Raw genomic sequence first — 15,841 nt, 5'->3', positions numbered from 1 at the left:
ATGCCTGAATTACCAGAGGTTGAAACAATTAGGAGAACCCTCGAAGTATTGGTGCTTGGAAAAACAATTGAAGATGTGGATATACGATGGGGAAAAATTATAAAAGAACCTGATGACACTGAATTGTTTCGGATGCTGCTTAAGGGGCAGACCATTCATAAGATTGGGAGACGCGGCAAATTCCTGATCTTTCATTTAGATGATCATAGTCTAGTTTCTCATTTACGGATGGAAGGCAAATATGGGCTCTACGAGGAAACGGAGCCCACTGATAAGCATACACATGTGATATTCAAATTTACAGATCATACAGAGTTAAGATACAGAGATGTACGGAAGTTTGGTACGATGCATTTGCATTCAAAGGGGACAGAATTAGATGTTCTTCCGCTTGCAAAGGTGGGGCCTGAACCTTTTTCAGATGAATTTACACCTGAATATTTAAGCGCGGCACTTAGTAAGACCAATCGTTTTATCAAGACAGTTTTATTGGATCAGAGAGTGGTTGCAGGCCTTGGCAATATTTATGTAGATGAAGCCCTGTTTCATTCAGGTATCCATCCTGAACGGTCAGCATCGAGTCTAACAAAAGAAGAGATTGAAAAACTATATACTTCCATTAAAGAAACTCTGGCTACCGCTATCGAAAAGGGAGGGAGCACCGTACGTTCCTACGTGAACTCCCAAGGTCAAATGGGCATGTTTCAACTCGAATTGTTTGCGTATTCGAGAAAAGGGCAGCCATGTAAACGGTGTGGAACAATTATGGAAAGAATCATTGTTGGAGGCAGAGGGACAGTCTACTGTCCAGTATGTCAGCCATTAGCCTAGTGGATATGAACATAATATGGGCTCCTTTCATATAGTAGGGTATTGAGTATGGAAAGGAGCCCCTATGAATGGAGCACATAGCTTCAATTTTGTTATTGGCCTTGGCCGTAAGTCTCGATAGTTGCGGGGTAGGAATGACCTATGGAATGCGAAAAGTGAGTATACCGTTTCGCTCCATCCTCATCATTGCCGGGTGCTCAGCATTAAGCTTGGCATTCGGCATGTTGATGGGATCATTAAGTGAGCATTTTATGGCACAATCCTGGACTGGAAAGCTGGGAGGCATAATCTTACTGGGACTGGGAATATGGACGCTTACGAGTTACTTTAAGCGGAATGAAGAGCCTTGTCCATATGTGGATGAAAGAACCTTGTTTCAGCTGGAGATAAAGTCTATCGGGCTGGTTATTCATATACTTAAAAAGCCATTAAGTGCCGATTTTGATCGTTCAGGCACCATTACTGGATTAGAAGCTTTCTTTCTTGGTTTAGCTCTATCGTTGGATGGATTTGGAGCTGGAATAGGTGCTGGCATTCTTCATTACCCTTTGTTTATTCAAGTAATCCTCTGTTTTGGAATGAGTGCTTTATTAATGACATTGGGGATTAAGGCGGGTAAATATCTTAAGGATTCATTTATGGCGAAAGTCTTTTCTTTTATTCCAGGATTCGTACTAATTTTTCTTGGGTTAACCAAAATAATTTAATAGGGAATGGAATGATATGGGGAAAATAATCGGAGTTACAGGCGGAATTGCCAGTGGAAAAAGCAGTGTCAGCAGATGGCTTATTTCCAAAGGCTACCCTGTTATTGATGCAGATATCGCAGCAAGAAAAGTCGTTGAGCCCGGTATGCCGGCATTGGAAGAAGTCATTAAGGTTTTCGGGAAAAGCATTTGTTTATCCGATGGGACATTAGATCGGAAAAAATTAGGTTCGATTGTTTTTTCTGATTCCGAAAAACGTCAAATGTTAAATGAAATCGTTCATCCAGCAGTAAGAAAATGGATGATCGAAGAAACGAAAAAAGCGTTGCATCAGGGAGCAGATTTGGTTTTCTTGGATATACCATTATTGTATGAAAGTAATTTGACCTATATGGTAGAGAGTGTCATTCTAGTGTATGTAAAGCCGGAAGTTCAATTAAAAAGAGTAATGGAGCGGGATCATTTTAGCGAGGAAGAAGCACTCGCTAGGATAAAGGCGCAGATACCAATTGATGATAAGAAAGAATTGGCTGATTATATCGTAGATAATAACGGGCCATTCTGTGAAACTGAAGAGCAACTCAATGAGCTGATTAAACAATTAGGTATTTGAATATAACGAGGCTATCTAAAGGAGAAAATCTCCTTTTTAGATAGCCTTTTTTTGTATATTTTAACTAAAAGCTTTATAATATGGATAATAATGGGTGTTATAACTATGCGGTATTTCTTTTAATGTGTTATACTATTTACATGATTTTACGCGAAAAGTATAACTTATATAGGGGGAAATGAAATGAATGCAAGAGTTGCTATCAATGGGTTTGGTCGGATCGGCAGAATGGTCTTCCGAAAGGCTGTATTGGATGAGCATCTTGATATTGTAGCCATTAATGCCAGTTATCCGCCTGAAACACTGGCACATTTAATTAAATATGATACAAATCATGGTCCATTTAATGGTGATGTACGTGCTATGGATGATCATTTGTTGATAAATGGGAAGAAAATTCTTTTACTTAATAATCGTAATCCAGAGTTTCTGCCATGGAAAAAGCTCGAGATTGATATTGTAATAGAGGCTACTGGTAAATTTAATCATCGTGATAAAGCAGCTCTTCATTTAAATGCCGGTGCGAAACGGGTCGTATTAACAGCTCCAGGTACAAATGAGGACATCACCATTGTAATGGGTGTGAATGAAAATGATTTGAATATTAATAAACACTATGTCATTTCCAATGCATCCTGTACAACCAACTGCCTTGCACCTGTTGCAAAAGTGTTGGACGAACAATTTGGCATCGATAATGGATTGATGACGACTATACATTCGTATACAAATGATCAAAATAATATTGATAATCCGCATAAAGATTTACGTAGAGCGCGTGCATGTGCACAAAGTATCATTCCTACTACCACGGGAGCGGCCAAAGCCCTGGCGCTTGTTCTTCCTCAGTTAAAAGGAAAATTGCATGGGATGGCATTAAGAGTGCCTACGCCAAATGTCTCTTTAGTAGATTTAGTAGTTGATCTCAAACGAGAAGTGACTGTTAATGAAATCAATCAAGCATTTAAAACAGCTGCTGAAGGCTCCTTGGCCGGTATTATACAGTATTGCGAAGAACCACTTGTTTCAGTCGACTTTAATACTAACTCGCATTCTGCTATTGTAGATGCCCTTTCCACAATAGTCATTGGTGCAAATAAAGTGAAAGTACTTGCCTGGTATGATAATGAATGGGGTTACTCATGTCGTGTCGTGGAATTAGTAAATCATGTGGCTCGACTGCTTCAGGAGAACAAGGTAAAGGTGAGTTAAATACGGAAGAATTTCCGATTGAGGCCTGTGCGCTCTTTAGCGACACAGGCCTTTTCTGTTTGGACGATTGTAATAGGATAAAAAAACTTTTTATTTTAGTGGAAATTATTAACTAATATTGAAGAGTATTATTGCAATTGAAATATAAACCATATATACTAAATCTCGTAAACTTCATCATCCTGGCAGTGCTACTTAAAGGGTTAGGACCTCTCAGGACTAACTTTCCCCCGTGGTAGTATTGGCCAGAAACGAAGGCAATCAAAATTCGTTTAAATGTTAAAGGGGGAAATGGAACATGGAAACAATAGGTCGTCATGTCATTTCTGAACTATGGGGCTGTGATTTATCTAAATTGAATGATGTTAATCAAATTGAACAAATATTCGTAGATGCAGCTCTAAGATCGGGAGCTGAAGTTAGAGAAGTAGCTTTTCATAAGTTTGCTCCTCAGGGTGTAAGTGGAGTAGTTATTATTTCTGAATCGCATTTAACCATTCATAGCTTCCCGGAGCATGGGTATGCCAGTATCGATGTATATACATGTGGGGATTTGGATCCAAATGTAGCTGCTGATTACATCGCTGAGTCTTTAAACGCACAAACACGAGAATTTATTGAGATTCCTCGTGGCATGGGTCCTGTTGCTGTCAGTCCAGTTCTTGCCAAAGCTTTATAATAGATGAGTAATAGAGAGTATAAAAGAGATGTTTTTGCATCTCTTTTTTTTATGTGTAAATAACCACTTTCAGGATAAAAAATAGCATTTTATGCAAACAGACTTGTCCTATTTGATTTGTTTTAATAAGATAGAACTATAGAAAAGGACGGTGCTAATCTATATGATATGTCCAACTTGCCAACATAATGGGACAAGAGTGCTGGATTCCCGCCCTGCGGATGAAGGACGTTCCATACGAAGAAGAAGAGAATGTGAATCCTGTGGTTACCGTTTTACAACTTTTGAAAAAGTAGAAGAAATACCGTTGATTGTTGTAAAAAAAGATGGCGCACGGGAAGAATATAGCAGAGAAAAAATATTAAGAGGCTTGATTCGAGCTTGTGAAAAAAGACATGTTGCCTTAAAAGAGTTGGAAGAAATTACGACAGAGGTAGAAAAAGAAATAAGAAATCAGGGATTTTCTGAAGTAAAAAGTGATTTAATTGGTGAAATGGTTATGGATCGGCTGGCAGAGGTGGATGAAGTTGCCTATGTACGTTTCGCTTCCGTATATCGCCAATTTAAAGATATAAATGTGTTCATTGATGAGTTGAAAGAATTAATTAAAAAAGAGGATTAAGTAGAGCTGAAGACAGTTTCTTTAGCTCTTTTTTCAACTATAAAACCCTGAAGTACGAAAGGTTTGTAGACAATGCAATTTTCATGGATGTTTGTAAATCCTAAAGATAGATATGTCGTATTATATAAAGAAAAATTATCGGAAATGGATCATAAATCCATTCAATATTTATATCAGCCATTAGTTGGAGGATTGGCTGTTTCTTTGTATTTGACCTTATTAAATGAAGTGAATACAGGTAATATGTACTCCAAACAAACGACACACCGTTGGTTAATGGATGTACTGGGTCTGCCGTTGGATGAGATCTTTCAATATCGTAAAAGGCTTGAGGGAATTGGATTGTTAAAGACATACAAAAAGGCTACGCCTGAAGGAAATGTTTTTATTTATGAAATCTTGTGCCCTTTAAGTCCGGACCAGTTTTTTCATGATGATTTGCTGCCTATTTATCTGAAACAAAAGCTTGAATCCAGGCATTATGAACGACTGCTCTCCATGTTTGCGGATAAACGAATTCCGGACGATTATGAGGAGATTACCCAGTCATTCAGCGAGGTTTTCGCATCAGAATTTCGCAATCCAAGAGAAATGGTCAATCCAGAGTCAGATGCAAAAACTCAGTTCTTTTCAAAAGAACCACCGGGTTACACGCATAATTTCATTGAACAATTCGATTTCGAATTATTATTCGCCACTCTTAAAAATAGTTTTATATCTAGAAAAGCATTTACTCCCAATGTGATTGAAGCTATTGCGATGCTCTCTTTCTTATATAAAATCAGCGTGGTTGATATGAGCAAATTGATTTTAAGATGCCAAAATGAACATAATGAAATTGATATAGACGAGCTTAGAAACTGTGCTCGAGAATTTTTCCACATTAATCACGGTGAGGAAATGCCAACATTGATTGAACGGAAACAGCCAGAGTATGAGCGTACGATCGTAGAGCCAAAAACACCGGAGGAACATTTGCTATATACCTTTGAAACGACTTCTCCATTGGAATTTTTAGTCAGTCTTTCACAAGGAGCAATGCCTTCAGACAATGACCTGGCCTTAGTAGAAAAAGTTATGGTCAATCAAAAGCTTCCACCGGGTGTAGTCAATGTCCTTCTGCATTATGTCATGTTAAAATCAGATATGAAATTGCAACCAAATTATGTGGAAACAATTGCATCGCATTGGGCAAGAAAAAATATCACGACTGTGCGTGAAGCGTATGAAACCGCATTGAGTGAACATAAGAAATATCAAACCTGGGCTCAGGATAAGAAAACGAAGACAAATAAATCTACACGCCGTCCAACGAATAGTGGCAGGAAGGAAATCATTCCTGAATGGCTGGATGAAACGAAGAAGAAAGAACCGGTTGCCCAGTCCAGCGAAATTGCTGAGCGGGTAAGAAAATTAAAGGAAAAATTACAAAACGAAAATACTAAATAAAGCAGGAGGTGTGCAGTGATGAGAAATATACAGGATGCATTAAATAGACTCGGAAATCGTGAAAGCTTTCAAAAAAGAATGGATGAAATGAGGAATATCGTCTTAAAAGATCCCGATGTCCGTTTATTTATAAATGAACACAGCAGCGAGCTGACAAGCGACATGATTGAGAAGAGTATGAATAAGCTCTATGAGTTTTCGATGCAAACAAAGACATGTGATCACTGTCCGTCTTTATCCGAATGTAAAAATATTATTTCGGGGCATACTCCGCGTTTGTTTATTCAAGGAAAGCGGATTGATGTTACCTATGAACCTTGTCATAAAAAACGGATACAGGAAGAGAGAAATCGGCTGCGTAAGCTGATTCATGCCAGCCATGTTCCAAAAGAAATTGTGGAAGCTTCTTTTTCTAATTTAATTTGGGATGATTTTACGACTGAAGCACGTGTAGAAGCGGTTGAAAAGGCGAAGAATTTTGTTGACTCCTATAAAAATGGTGTTCGGCATAAAGGTCTTTATTTATATGGTGAATTTGGGGTAGGTAAAACCTATTTGCTTGGGGCCATTGCAAATGCACTCTCTGAAGCAGGTGTATCGTCCCATATCGTGTATTGGCCGGAATATTTAAGAGAATTAAAAGGCTCATTCGCGGAAAATTCCTATAATCAAAAAGTGGATGCTTTAAAGGATGTTCCTGTTTTGATGATTGATGATATTGGAGCCGAAACGATGAGTGCTTGGTCACGTGATGATGTTTTGGGTCCTATTCTTCAATACCGAATGCATGAGAACCTTCCAACCTTCTTTACTTCTAATTTCAATATCAAAGAATTGGAACATCATTTCACGTATTCACAGCGTGGAGAAGAAGAACGGGTTAAAGGGAAACGAATTATGGAGCGAATCCGTAATTTGACGGTTCCGATTGAAATGGACGGCAAAAATCGCAGAGATTAAAAGTAAAATGAAAAATGATCAAAGAGGCAGACCGCCAAACGGACTGCCTCTTCTTTTTGTCATTCGCTGACCGATAAATTATGAGTAAACCCATTGTTATAAATTAAATCAAATTAAACGAAAAGATGAAGAAATTATATCCATTTGTCTTGATGCTTTTATTTCATCTAATTTTATCCATTCATTCTAAAGGATTGCCCTGTCCCATATATATAAAACTAGGAGTTCCGATAGTCTGGAGGGATAGGGTTGCTTACGATGTATTTTGATTCACAGGAAGAACAGAATACTTGGCAGATTCGATTTAAGAAAAACGATTTTTTTATTCGACAGGCAATTTATTCTGTTAATGAAGATGGTCAAAAGTCTGTCTCCTTTCTTTGGGATCCGGATCAAGAGGAAATTTTTTGTCATGCACTCATTGAGGCTTTATATACATTTTTCTCTACCTATCATCTAGAATATAAAATTCGGGATGTGATTCGGAAACGATATTTCTATGAGGATGAAGATGAAATTGGCCAAATTGCAGAAATGGCATTGCTCATGTGGGATGGTGAAGCTGCCTATTGCGGAGATTATTATCTTCCAGATCAACTTAAAGATCAGGTAAAGGTACTCCTGCGACAAGTAGTTGAACAGAAGATCGACTTTTCGTTTCAATCATTATGGAATTTTCGTTTTAAGGATATTCAGTCATCGCTTGTCTCGTTGGTTGGATATGCTATCGACGAATACAAACTCGAACAGGATTATCAGGAATTTATCTCTGTATTGAGGGGGTTAATTGGAGAGCGGGATGCACAGGTTGAGGAAATTCATTTAGTCTACCATGAGGAGTTTCAATTTTATAATCATCATTTTCAACGGATTTCAAAACAAGATATCCTAAAAGCGATTGACCGTAAATTGATGGCGGAGAATCCGATGTTTATAGATTCAAATACCATCGCACCACTTGTTTCGCTAGCCCCAAAACGAATTCATATATACGCAGATGATGAAGATAATCGAATTATCGCGACGCTGAGAAAGATTTTTGAAGAAAGAATTCTTTTATTCCGTATGAGTTATTTTTATGAGCAGGTTAAACAGGTAGAAGAACGTTCATAATAAAAAAGAAAAAGAATCAATCTTGCTTTTGTCCTCATTAGCTTTTATAATAACCTACATACAAGTTTTATAATCGATAGGTTACGATAAGGATATGAGTGTTTTAAAAAGCTGTGTACAGAGAGGGGAGCCAGTGGCTGCAAGCTTCCTCATAGACTTGAAATACTTACCACCTTTGAACTTCAGCCAGGAAAACAATAATGTGATTATTGGCTGACGGGAACTCCGTTAAAAGATACAAGTGCCGGAACAGCTGGACATCAGCGCCGGAATTTGGGTGGAACCGCGGGTTTATTATGCAGTGTGCGATAGCTCGTCCCTTATATTTTTAAGGGACGGGCTTTTTATTATGTAGAAAAAAGGAGTGGCTCACATGGCTGAAATGATTAAAATAACATTTCCAGATGGTGCGGTAAAGGAATTTGAATCTGGAATCACAACTGAGCAAATTGCTTCTTCCATTAGTTCTGGATTAAAGAAAAAAGCAATTGCAGGTAAAGTAAATGGTGCTTTGTATGATTTACGCAGAGAAATCACAGAGGATGCCTCAGTAGAGATTGTAACTCCGGACCAACCGGAAGCTCTGGAAGTATTGCGCCACAGTACAGCGCATTTATTGGCACAGGCAGTTAAACGTATTTACAAAGATGTGAAATTTGGCGTAGGTCCGGTTATTGAAGGTGGCTTCTATTATGATATGGATTTAGAAAACTCCATTACACCGGAAGATCTTCCTCTAATTGAAAAAGAAATGAAGAAAATTATTAATGCAAACATTGACATTGTACGTAAAGAAGTCAGCCGTGCTGAAGCGAAACGTCTATTCGAAGAAATTGGCGATGAGTATAAGCTGGAATTAATCGATGCAATTCCTGAAGATGAAACAGTCACTATTTATGAACAAGGTGAATTCTTTGACCTTTGCCGTGGAGTTCATGTACCTTCAACTGGCAAAATTAAAGAATTTAAATTATTGAATATTGCGGGTGCCTACTGGCGTGGAGACAGCGATAATAAAATGCTTCAACGTGTCTATGGAACAGCATTCTTCAAGAAAGAAGATTTGGACGAGCATTTACGCCTGTTAGAAGAAGCGAAAGAGCGTGACCACCGCAAAATTGGGAAAGAGCTTGATTTATTCATGAACTCCCAATTAATTGGACAAGGTCTTCCATTATGGCTTCCAAAAGGTGCTACAATTCGCCGTGTCATTGAGCGCTATATTGTAGATAAGGAACAAAAACTTGGCTATGACCATGTCTATACACCAATTATGGGTAGTGTAGATCTATACAAAACATCCGGTCACTGGGATCACTATCAGGAAAATATGTTCCCGGTAATGGATATGGATAATGAACAGTTAGTTCTTCGTCCGATGAACTGCCCGCATCACATGATGATTTATAAAAATGATATTCACAGCTATCGTGAACTTCCGATTCGTATTGCGGAACTAGGAACCATGCATAGATATGAAATGTCCGGTGCATTGGCAGGCCTGCAAAGGGTACGTGGAATGACATTGAACGATGCTCACGTGTTTGTACGACCTGACCAAATTAAAGATGAGTTCAAACGTGTCGTTACATTAATCCTTGAAGTGTATAAAGACTTCGGAATGGAAAACTACTCCTTCCGTCTTTCTTACCGTGATCCGGCTGATACGGAAAAATACTTTGATGATGATGCCATGTGGGAAAGAGCTCAATCCATGCTGAAAGAAGCGATGGACGAGATGGGCCTTGACTATTACGAAGCTGAAGGCGAAGCAGCTTTCTACGGACCTAAATTGGATGTTCAAGTGAAAACTGCGCTTGGAAAAGATGAAACTCTTTCCACAGTACAGCTTGATTTCTTGCTTCCTGAGCGTTTTGATCTTACGTATGTTGGAGAAGATGGCAAGCAGCATCGTCCGGTGGTTATTCACCGTGGTGTTGTTTCAACAATGGAACGTTTCGTTGCGTTCTTGATTGAAGAATACAAAGGAGCTTTCCCTACTTGGTTGGCGCCAGTTCAGGTTCAGGTTATTCCTGTTTCTCCAGATGTCCATCTTGATTATGCAAAAGAAATTGAAGCTGGACTACAACGAGCAGGTTTGCGTGTAGAAGTAGATTTACGCGATGAGAAAATGGGCTATAAAATCCGTGAAGCTCAAATGTTAAAAATCCCTTACATGCTTGTAGTTGGAGATCAAGAACAGGAAAACGGCAAAGTTAACGTACGTAAGTATGGTGAACAAAAATCAGAAACGATGCCATTTGATGAGTTCTTGACTATGATTAAAGCTGAATTGAAATAATTTCTTAGAAGAAATAGGGACCTACCATTCAGGTAGATCCCTATTTTTATTGGAATACCGGGATCTTGATGCTTCTTTAATAGTAGAGTCTTATTAGATATTGACGATTGTTTAGAAGTAAAAGTTGAACAAGCCTGTTAAAAAGAAATAAGCATTATCAGATTCCTCGCTTTTTAATCTTTATACAAAAACCTCTTGCCACAGAGTACTTTATTTGATAAAATAACTTTTGTTGTCATTTACGAATGAGCTTCTATTGACATTATACAGCGAAACATGTTAAAATGATTTTTAGTGAGCAAATTAAATACGACACATAAGTAAGCAGAAGCACCCGCTTCTCACCTGTTTGACGCTTTTTAGAGTAGTTAACTGGTTCAATTGATATAATCAGACGGTATGTCTTTTTATGGGCGGGTGTGCATGCACCGGCCTTTTTTATATGTTAAAAAGCATTGTGAAGTACAATTTGCTAAAAAATCTTGGAGGTGGCTTATTATTAGCAAACAAGACATGATCTTAAACGAAGGCATACGTGCCCGGGAAGTACGTCTAGTTGATCAAAATGGTGAGCAGCTTGGAATTAAATCCCGCAATGAAGCATTAGAAATTGCTACACGCGTGAATTTGGATCTCGTGCTGGTTGCACCGAACGCAAAGCCTCCTGTCGCCCGTATTATGGACTATGGAAAGTTCCGTTTCGAGCAACAGAAGAAGGAAAAAGAAGCTAGAAAAAACCAAAAAACGATTAGTTTAAAAGAGGTTCGTTTAAGCCCAACTATCGACGAGCATGACTTTAATACGAAGCTTCGCAACGCTATTAAGTTCCTTGAAAAAGGAGATAAGGTGAAAGCAAGCATACGTTTTAAAGGACGGGCTATTACACATAAAGAAATCGGGCAGCGCGTGTTAGTTCGCTTTGCAGAGGAATGTAAAGAAGTGGCTACTGTGGAAACAGCGCCAAAAATGGACGGACGTAGCATGTTCTTGATTTTAGCACCGAAAAACGAAAAGTAATGTTTCGAGGAGGAAATTTCCCATGCCAAAAATGAAAACTCACAGAGGCGCTGCAAAGCGATTCAAAAAAACTGGTTCTGGTAAGCTTAAGCGCAGCCATGCTTACACAAGCCACTTATTCGCTAACAAATCTACTAAAGCTAAACGTAAATTACGTAAAAGTGGAATGGTTAGTTCCGGAGATTTCAAACGCATTCGTCATCTATTAGACAATATCAAGTAATTGAGAACGCTCAATTTTAGGAGGAATTAGATATGCCACGTGTTAAAGGCGGTACAGTGACGCGCAAACGTCGTAAAAAAGTATTAAAGCTAGCTAAAGGTTATTTCGGTTCAAAACATACATTATACAAAGTTGCTAATCAACAAGTAATGAAATCCTTGCAATATGCATTCCGCGATCGTCGCCAAAAGAAACGCGACTTCCGTAAATTATGGATTACTCGTATCAATGCAGCAGCTCGCATCAACGGTCTTTCTTACAGCCGTTTAATGCACGGTTTGAAACTTGCTGGTATCGAAGTAAACCGTAAAATGCTTGCTGAGCTTGCAGTTAGCGATGCAGCAGCATTTGCTCAATTAGCAGAGACAGCTAAAAAAGAACTTAATAAATAATGATAAGAGGCGCTTCTCAAAGGTTTGAGAGCGCCTTTTTATATGGGGAGTGGGGACAATATGAAAGCGATACTGATAGGTTATTTTATCATGATCAACTTGGCCTTACTATTAACGATGAAAATAGATAAAAATCGAGCTAAAAGTAATCAATATCGTATAAGCGAGAAAACGTTATGGATTCTAGCGTTGGTTGGAGGAGCGATTGGCGGAACTCTGGGAATGCAGTTATTTCGCCATAAAACAAAACATATAGCTTTTACAGTGGGATTTCCTGTATTGGCGATAGTAGATGTCATCATTGTCGGTATTCTTTTGTCTATACAGTCATAAATATGCAAGTGAACATATATTAATAAGTAAGCCAAGTATTAATCATCATAGTAAGGCAGAATGGGGTGTAAATATGGACTACGACTACACCATGTTGCTTGCTTTTATTGAGGCAGGCGGTTTTTGGTCGCCTCTTATCTTTGTAGTTTTCCATATAGTAAGGCAATATATTTTTATTCCGGTAGCCGTTGTTTGCATGGCAGGCGGGATTTTGTTTGGTGCCGTTTTCGGCACTCTATTATCGTTAATTGGATTATGGCTATCATCAATTGTATTTTATTTTATGATTATTAAAATGCCGAAATTGCAGCGTAAGCTAGAAAAGCTCGATGAACGTACGTTGAAATTTGGAGGCAGGATAAATGTGAAACAGGCAAGTGTTTTAAGACTGATTCCCTTTATTCATTTCCATCTCTTAAACTTTTATTTGATTGGGAACAGTAAAGGCTTGGCTGATTATGCAAAAGCAGTTTTCTGGTCTAACATTCCATTGGCATTCTTTTATACGGTATTTGGCCATTCTATTGCCAAGTTCTCGCCAACAATGATGTTAATTATCCTTACGGCATTGGTTCTCCTGCTCTTTTTTCTCAGAGAAAAGAAGGTTATTATCAAATGGAGTGAATTCTTTAGTCATACCTGAGGCAGTCTGTTAAACTTATCAGCGGGGATAAGTTTGGCAGGCTTTTTTTAATGAGATCTTTGAAAAAAGTTGTTAAAGCTATAGCGTGAATAAAGGTTTCGAAACAAAGAAGAAGGTATGAAGGATAGGCTAAAAGAGTGCTGATTCAATCATAATAGAGGCTAATGAGGTTATGAGATCTTCCTAAAGTTTTTAGGACTTATGTATAATAATAAGATAAGCAGATAAAACATATAAAATGAGATACATATTTAAGGAGGATACTCTTTATGAAACATCTTGATGATACGCTCACTATGCTGAAAGAGTTAACTGACGCAAATGGGATTGCAGGTAATGAAGAGGAACCGAGAAAAGTTATGAAAAGGCTGATTGAACCGTATGCCGATAAAATCACGTATGATGGAATCGGAAGTCTGGTTGCAGAAAAAACAGGCGAGTCTAATGGTCCGCGGATTATGATTGCTGGGCACCTTGATGAAGTTGGTTTTATGGTTACCCGTATTGACGACAAAGGCTTCATCTTTTTCCAAACAATTGGGGGTTGGTGGTCTCAGGTTATGCTTTCTCAGCGTGTAACGATCACCACTTCCAAGGGTGAACAAATTACGGGCTTGATTGGTTCTGAGCCGCCTCATATCCTTACGCCTGAAGCAAGAAAGAAACCAGCAGATATCAAACATATGTTCATTGATATAGGAGCTGCAAGTCGGGATGAAGTGCTGGAATGGGGAATCCGGCCAGGAGATATGGTTACTCCATATTGTGAATTTACAGTCATGAGAAATGAAAAAATGCTAATGGCCAAAGCATGGGATAATCGGATTGGGTGCGCTGTTGCGATAGAGGCATTGAAACGTTTAAAAGGAGAGACCCATCCGAATACTGTTTTTGGTGTGGGAACTGTTCAAGAAGAGGTTGGACTGCGTGGTGCTAAAACCGCTGCTAATTATGTTCAGCCAGATATTGCGATTGCTGTAGATGTAGGTGTGGCAATCGATACACCTGGATTATCTGAAAAAGACGGTTTAACGAAAGCAGGCGACGGACCGGGACTCGTTTTATATGATGCAAGCTTGGTTACTCATAAAGGCTTGAGAGAATTTATTGTACGTGTAGCAGAAGAAATGAATATCCCTTATCAATTTGATCATATACCTGGCGGGGGAACAGATGCTGGATCATTTCATGTGAGCGGCACAGGAATCCCCTCCATTGCGATTACGATTCCTACGCGTTATATTCATTCCAATGCGGGAGTTTTAAACCGTGATGATTATGAAAATACGGTGACTCTTATTGTCGAGCTGATTAAACGTTTGAACCAAGAAATGGTGAATAAGATTGTGTTTGATTAAGCAACTGCCCTGAAAATATAAGAACGATGATGGAGAAGGCTCCGTCATCGTTCTTTCATTATTTACTAAGCGCACTTTCTAAAAGGTGGAGCATTTCGTTTTTTTCATTGTCGGAGGCTTTTTGCCAAATAAGCTCAAATAAGACACCGAGACCTGGCAGCATTTTTTCTTCGCCGCTTTGGATAGCATCTACAATAGTAGCTTCGAGCTCATCCTGAGTATTGCCTGTTACATTGTGGATAATTGCATTTCTTAGATTCAAATTCATGTATATTCCCTCCTCTAATTCTAGTCTCACTTTAGTTTTGCTATTCTTTCCTTTTTCTATGTATGGAATTTCGGCTATAATGAAAGAACGTTTAATAAGAAGGTGACCATATTGAAATATATTGAATCTATGCAAAATGCACGTGTAAAGCATTGGAAAAAACTTTTAACAAAAAAAGACAGAGATAAAAGTGGTCTGTTCCTTGTGGAAGGGTTTCATTTAGTGGAAGAGGCTTTAGCACATGGGTTAGTGGAAGAACTCATTTTAAAGGAAGGTACTGATTTACCACTCACATGGGATTTGAAAGCTGTTGAATTGTATACCGTACATAAAGATATTTTTAAAGCCATTGCGGATACAGACACACCACAAGGGATAGCGGCTGTTTGTAAGAAACCAACTTTTTCAGACTTGGAAATGGATATTTCGACAGCTTTATTAATCGACCGTGTTCAGGATCCAGGCAATATTGGAACCATGATTCGTACGGCAGATGCAGCGGGCTTTGATGCGGTTATCCTTGGTGACGGTTGCGCGGATCCATACAGCCCGAAAGTGGTTCGCTCCACACAAGGGAGCCTATTCCATATTCCCATTCTTAAAGGCAACCTGGAGACATGGATTGAAAACTTACAGCAATCAGGTGTAAAAGTATATGGCACTGCTTTACAGGGAGCAAAGCCCTACAGAGAAATTAGTAAAGCAGATCGTTTCGCGATTCTTGTTGGTAATGAAGGCAGTGGCGTCAGCAAAGAGTTCTTAGCAAAAACAGATCAAAATGTATATATTCCTATTTACGGAAAAAGTGAATCATTGAATGTGGCTGTAGCAGCCGGAATTTTAATGTATGGCCTGAAATAAAGAGTGAATGAACGTTTGAAACTCGCGGCAATATAGATTATAATGAGTAAATAAAATTGGATGATGAAAAGCAAAGATGGGGACTAAGTAACTGTTTGACCACCATACAGGAAAAAGACGCCTGAGACTGAGAGCGTTTTTATGGATAAGGCAAACAAGTGAATTCACCCCCGGAGCTGCAACCGGGACCACAGGCCAAAAGACTTGTGTAAAGGTTAGCCGGCAAATATGCCGTTATTGAATGAAGCGAGCGTTCCT

18 protein-coding genes and 1 other annotated feature are annotated in these 15,841 nt (G+C 38.8%); of the genes, 17 read left to right on the top strand and 1 reads right to left on the bottom strand.

What is annotated here, in order from left to right; all coding sequences use genetic code 11:
* The 16 genes from mutM to AC58NB_RS05400 all read left to right on the top strand — a co-directional run bounded on the left by mutM (position 1) and on the right by AC58NB_RS05400 (position 14,454).
* Positions 1-831, top strand: a complete 831-nt coding sequence (gene mutM, locus AC58NB_RS05475) for a DNA-formamidopyrimidine glycosylase (protein ID WP_497425810.1) — start codon at positions 1-3, stop codon at positions 829-831.
* Positions 832-899: 68 nt separating this feature from the next.
* Positions 900-1,538, top strand: a complete 639-nt coding sequence (gene ytaF / locus AC58NB_RS05470) for a sporulation membrane protein YtaF (protein ID WP_497425809.1) — start codon at positions 900-902, stop codon at positions 1,536-1,538.
* A gap of 16 nt (positions 1,539-1,554) precedes the next feature.
* The gene (gene coaE / locus AC58NB_RS05465) at positions 1,555-2,151 is read left to right on the top strand and encodes a dephospho-CoA kinase (protein WP_497425808.1); all 597 of its coding nucleotides are present in this window, start codon (positions 1,555-1,557) and stop codon (positions 2,149-2,151) included.
* 183 nt (positions 2,152-2,334) lie between these two features.
* The gene (locus AC58NB_RS05460) at positions 2,335-3,363 is read left to right on the top strand and encodes a glyceraldehyde-3-phosphate dehydrogenase (RefSeq protein WP_497425807.1); all 1,029 of its coding nucleotides are present in this window, start codon (positions 2,335-2,337) and stop codon (positions 3,361-3,363) included.
* 298 nt (positions 3,364-3,661) lie between these two features.
* Entirely contained in the window at positions 3,662-4,042 is a 381-nt protein-coding gene (speD, locus tag AC58NB_RS05455; protein ID WP_497425806.1) for an adenosylmethionine decarboxylase, read from the top strand.
* A 163-nt stretch (positions 4,043-4,205) separates the two neighbouring features.
* Complete coding sequence (nrdR, locus tag AC58NB_RS05450) at positions 4,206-4,664, top strand: transcriptional regulator NrdR (RefSeq protein WP_497425805.1); 459 nt, start codon at positions 4,206-4,208, stop codon at positions 4,662-4,664.
* Between the two features lie 72 nt (positions 4,665-4,736).
* Positions 4,737-6,113, top strand: a complete 1,377-nt coding sequence (locus tag AC58NB_RS05445; RefSeq protein WP_497425804.1) for a replication initiation and membrane attachment family protein — start codon at positions 4,737-4,739, stop codon at positions 6,111-6,113.
* 18 nt (positions 6,114-6,131) lie between these two features.
* Positions 6,132-7,073 (top strand): primosomal protein DnaI, encoded by a 942-nt coding sequence (gene dnaI / locus AC58NB_RS05440; protein ID WP_497425803.1) that lies wholly within the window; start codon positions 6,132-6,134, stop codon positions 7,071-7,073.
* A gap of 258 nt (positions 7,074-7,331) precedes the next feature.
* Complete coding sequence (locus AC58NB_RS05435) at positions 7,332-8,186, top strand: putative sporulation protein YtxC (RefSeq protein WP_497425913.1); 855 nt, start codon at positions 7,332-7,334, stop codon at positions 8,184-8,186.
* Positions 8,187-8,559: 373 nt separating this feature from the next.
* Positions 8,560-10,488, top strand: coding sequence for a threonine--tRNA ligase (thrS, locus tag AC58NB_RS05430; protein WP_497425802.1), 1,929 nt, complete (start codon positions 8,560-8,562; stop codon positions 10,486-10,488).
* Positions 10,489-10,804: 316 nt separating this feature from the next.
* Positions 10,805-10,935 (top strand) — a sequence feature (ribosomal protein L20 leader region).
* Between the two features lie 66 nt (positions 10,936-11,001).
* Positions 11,002-11,505, top strand: a complete 504-nt coding sequence (gene infC / locus AC58NB_RS05425; protein WP_497425912.1) for a translation initiation factor IF-3 — start codon at positions 11,002-11,004, stop codon at positions 11,503-11,505.
* A gap of 22 nt (positions 11,506-11,527) precedes the next feature.
* A complete protein-coding gene (gene rpmI / locus AC58NB_RS05420) occupies positions 11,528-11,728 on the top strand; it encodes a 50S ribosomal protein L35 (protein ID WP_049669916.1) in 201 nt (66 codons plus the stop codon).
* 32 nt (positions 11,729-11,760) lie between these two features.
* A complete protein-coding gene (gene rplT / locus AC58NB_RS05415) occupies positions 11,761-12,120 on the top strand; it encodes a 50S ribosomal protein L20 (RefSeq protein ID WP_066108802.1) in 360 nt (119 codons plus the stop codon).
* A 60-nt stretch (positions 12,121-12,180) separates the two neighbouring features.
* Positions 12,181-12,453, top strand: a complete 273-nt coding sequence (locus AC58NB_RS05410) for a DUF1294 domain-containing protein (protein WP_497425801.1) — start codon at positions 12,181-12,183, stop codon at positions 12,451-12,453.
* A complete protein-coding gene (locus AC58NB_RS05405; protein ID WP_497425800.1) occupies positions 12,413-13,096 on the top strand; it encodes a TVP38/TMEM64 family protein in 684 nt (227 codons plus the stop codon). Before AC58NB_RS05410 ends, AC58NB_RS05405 begins: the two co-directional genes overlap by 41 nt.
* Before the next feature lie 269 nt (positions 13,097-13,365).
* The gene (locus AC58NB_RS05400) at positions 13,366-14,454 is read left to right on the top strand and encodes a M42 family metallopeptidase (RefSeq protein ID WP_497425799.1); all 1,089 of its coding nucleotides are present in this window, start codon (positions 13,366-13,368) and stop codon (positions 14,452-14,454) included.
* A gap of 58 nt (positions 14,455-14,512) precedes the next feature.
* Here the strand turns inward: AC58NB_RS05400 and sspI are convergent, their stop codons facing one another.
* A complete protein-coding gene (sspI, locus tag AC58NB_RS05395) occupies positions 14,513-14,722 on the bottom strand; it encodes a small acid-soluble spore protein SspI (RefSeq protein ID WP_497425798.1) in 210 nt (69 codons plus the stop codon).
* Positions 14,723-14,851: 129 nt separating this feature from the next.
* Between sspI and AC58NB_RS05390 the strand changes: the two genes are divergently transcribed.
* The gene (locus tag AC58NB_RS05390; RefSeq protein WP_497425911.1) at positions 14,852-15,583 is read left to right on the top strand and encodes a TrmH family RNA methyltransferase; all 732 of its coding nucleotides are present in this window, start codon (positions 14,852-14,854) and stop codon (positions 15,581-15,583) included.
* Positions 15,584-15,841 lie beyond the last annotated feature (258 nt).

This window comes from Pradoshia sp. TA40_28 (assembly GCF_059694525.1).
Note: the sequence above shows the minus strand (reverse complement) of the source record. Positions and strands in the feature narration are given on the sequence as shown.

Bases quoted from the DNA above. Each gene is read 5' to 3' on its own strand.
- mutM (WP_497425810.1), top strand. From the start codon at position 1: ATGCCTGAATTACCAGAGGTTGAAACAATTAGGAGAACCCTCGAAGTA.
- ytaF (WP_497425809.1), top strand. From the start codon at position 900: ATGGAGCACATAGCTTCAATTTTGTTATTGGCCTTGGCCGTAAGTCTC.
- coaE (WP_497425808.1), top strand. From the start codon at position 1,555: ATGGGGAAAATAATCGGAGTTACAGGCGGAATTGCCAGTGGAAAAAGC.
- AC58NB_RS05460 (WP_497425807.1), top strand. From the start codon at position 2,335: ATGAATGCAAGAGTTGCTATCAATGGGTTTGGTCGGATCGGCAGAATG.
- speD (WP_497425806.1), top strand. From the start codon at position 3,662: ATGGAAACAATAGGTCGTCATGTCATTTCTGAACTATGGGGCTGTGAT.
- nrdR (WP_497425805.1), top strand. From the start codon at position 4,206: ATGATATGTCCAACTTGCCAACATAATGGGACAAGAGTGCTGGATTCC.
- AC58NB_RS05445 (WP_497425804.1), top strand. From the start codon at position 4,737: ATGCAATTTTCATGGATGTTTGTAAATCCTAAAGATAGATATGTCGTA.
- dnaI (WP_497425803.1), top strand. From the start codon at position 6,132: ATGAGAAATATACAGGATGCATTAAATAGACTCGGAAATCGTGAAAGC.
- AC58NB_RS05435 (WP_497425913.1), top strand. From the start codon at position 7,332: ATGTATTTTGATTCACAGGAAGAACAGAATACTTGGCAGATTCGATTT.
- thrS (WP_497425802.1), top strand. From the start codon at position 8,560: ATGGCTGAAATGATTAAAATAACATTTCCAGATGGTGCGGTAAAGGAA.
- infC (WP_497425912.1), top strand. From the start codon at position 11,002: ATGATCTTAAACGAAGGCATACGTGCCCGGGAAGTACGTCTAGTTGAT.
- rpmI (WP_049669916.1), top strand. From the start codon at position 11,528: ATGCCAAAAATGAAAACTCACAGAGGCGCTGCAAAGCGATTCAAAAAA.
- rplT (WP_066108802.1), top strand. From the start codon at position 11,761: ATGCCACGTGTTAAAGGCGGTACAGTGACGCGCAAACGTCGTAAAAAA.
- AC58NB_RS05410 (WP_497425801.1), top strand. From the start codon at position 12,181: ATGAAAGCGATACTGATAGGTTATTTTATCATGATCAACTTGGCCTTA.
- AC58NB_RS05405 (WP_497425800.1), top strand. From the start codon at position 12,413: ATGTCATCATTGTCGGTATTCTTTTGTCTATACAGTCATAAATATGCA.
- AC58NB_RS05400 (WP_497425799.1), top strand. From the start codon at position 13,366: ATGAAACATCTTGATGATACGCTCACTATGCTGAAAGAGTTAACTGAC.
- sspI (WP_497425798.1), bottom strand. From the start codon at position 14,722: ATGAATTTGAATCTAAGAAATGCAATTATCCACAATGTAACAGGCAAT.
- AC58NB_RS05390 (WP_497425911.1), top strand. From the start codon at position 14,852: ATGCAAAATGCACGTGTAAAGCATTGGAAAAAACTTTTAACAAAAAAA.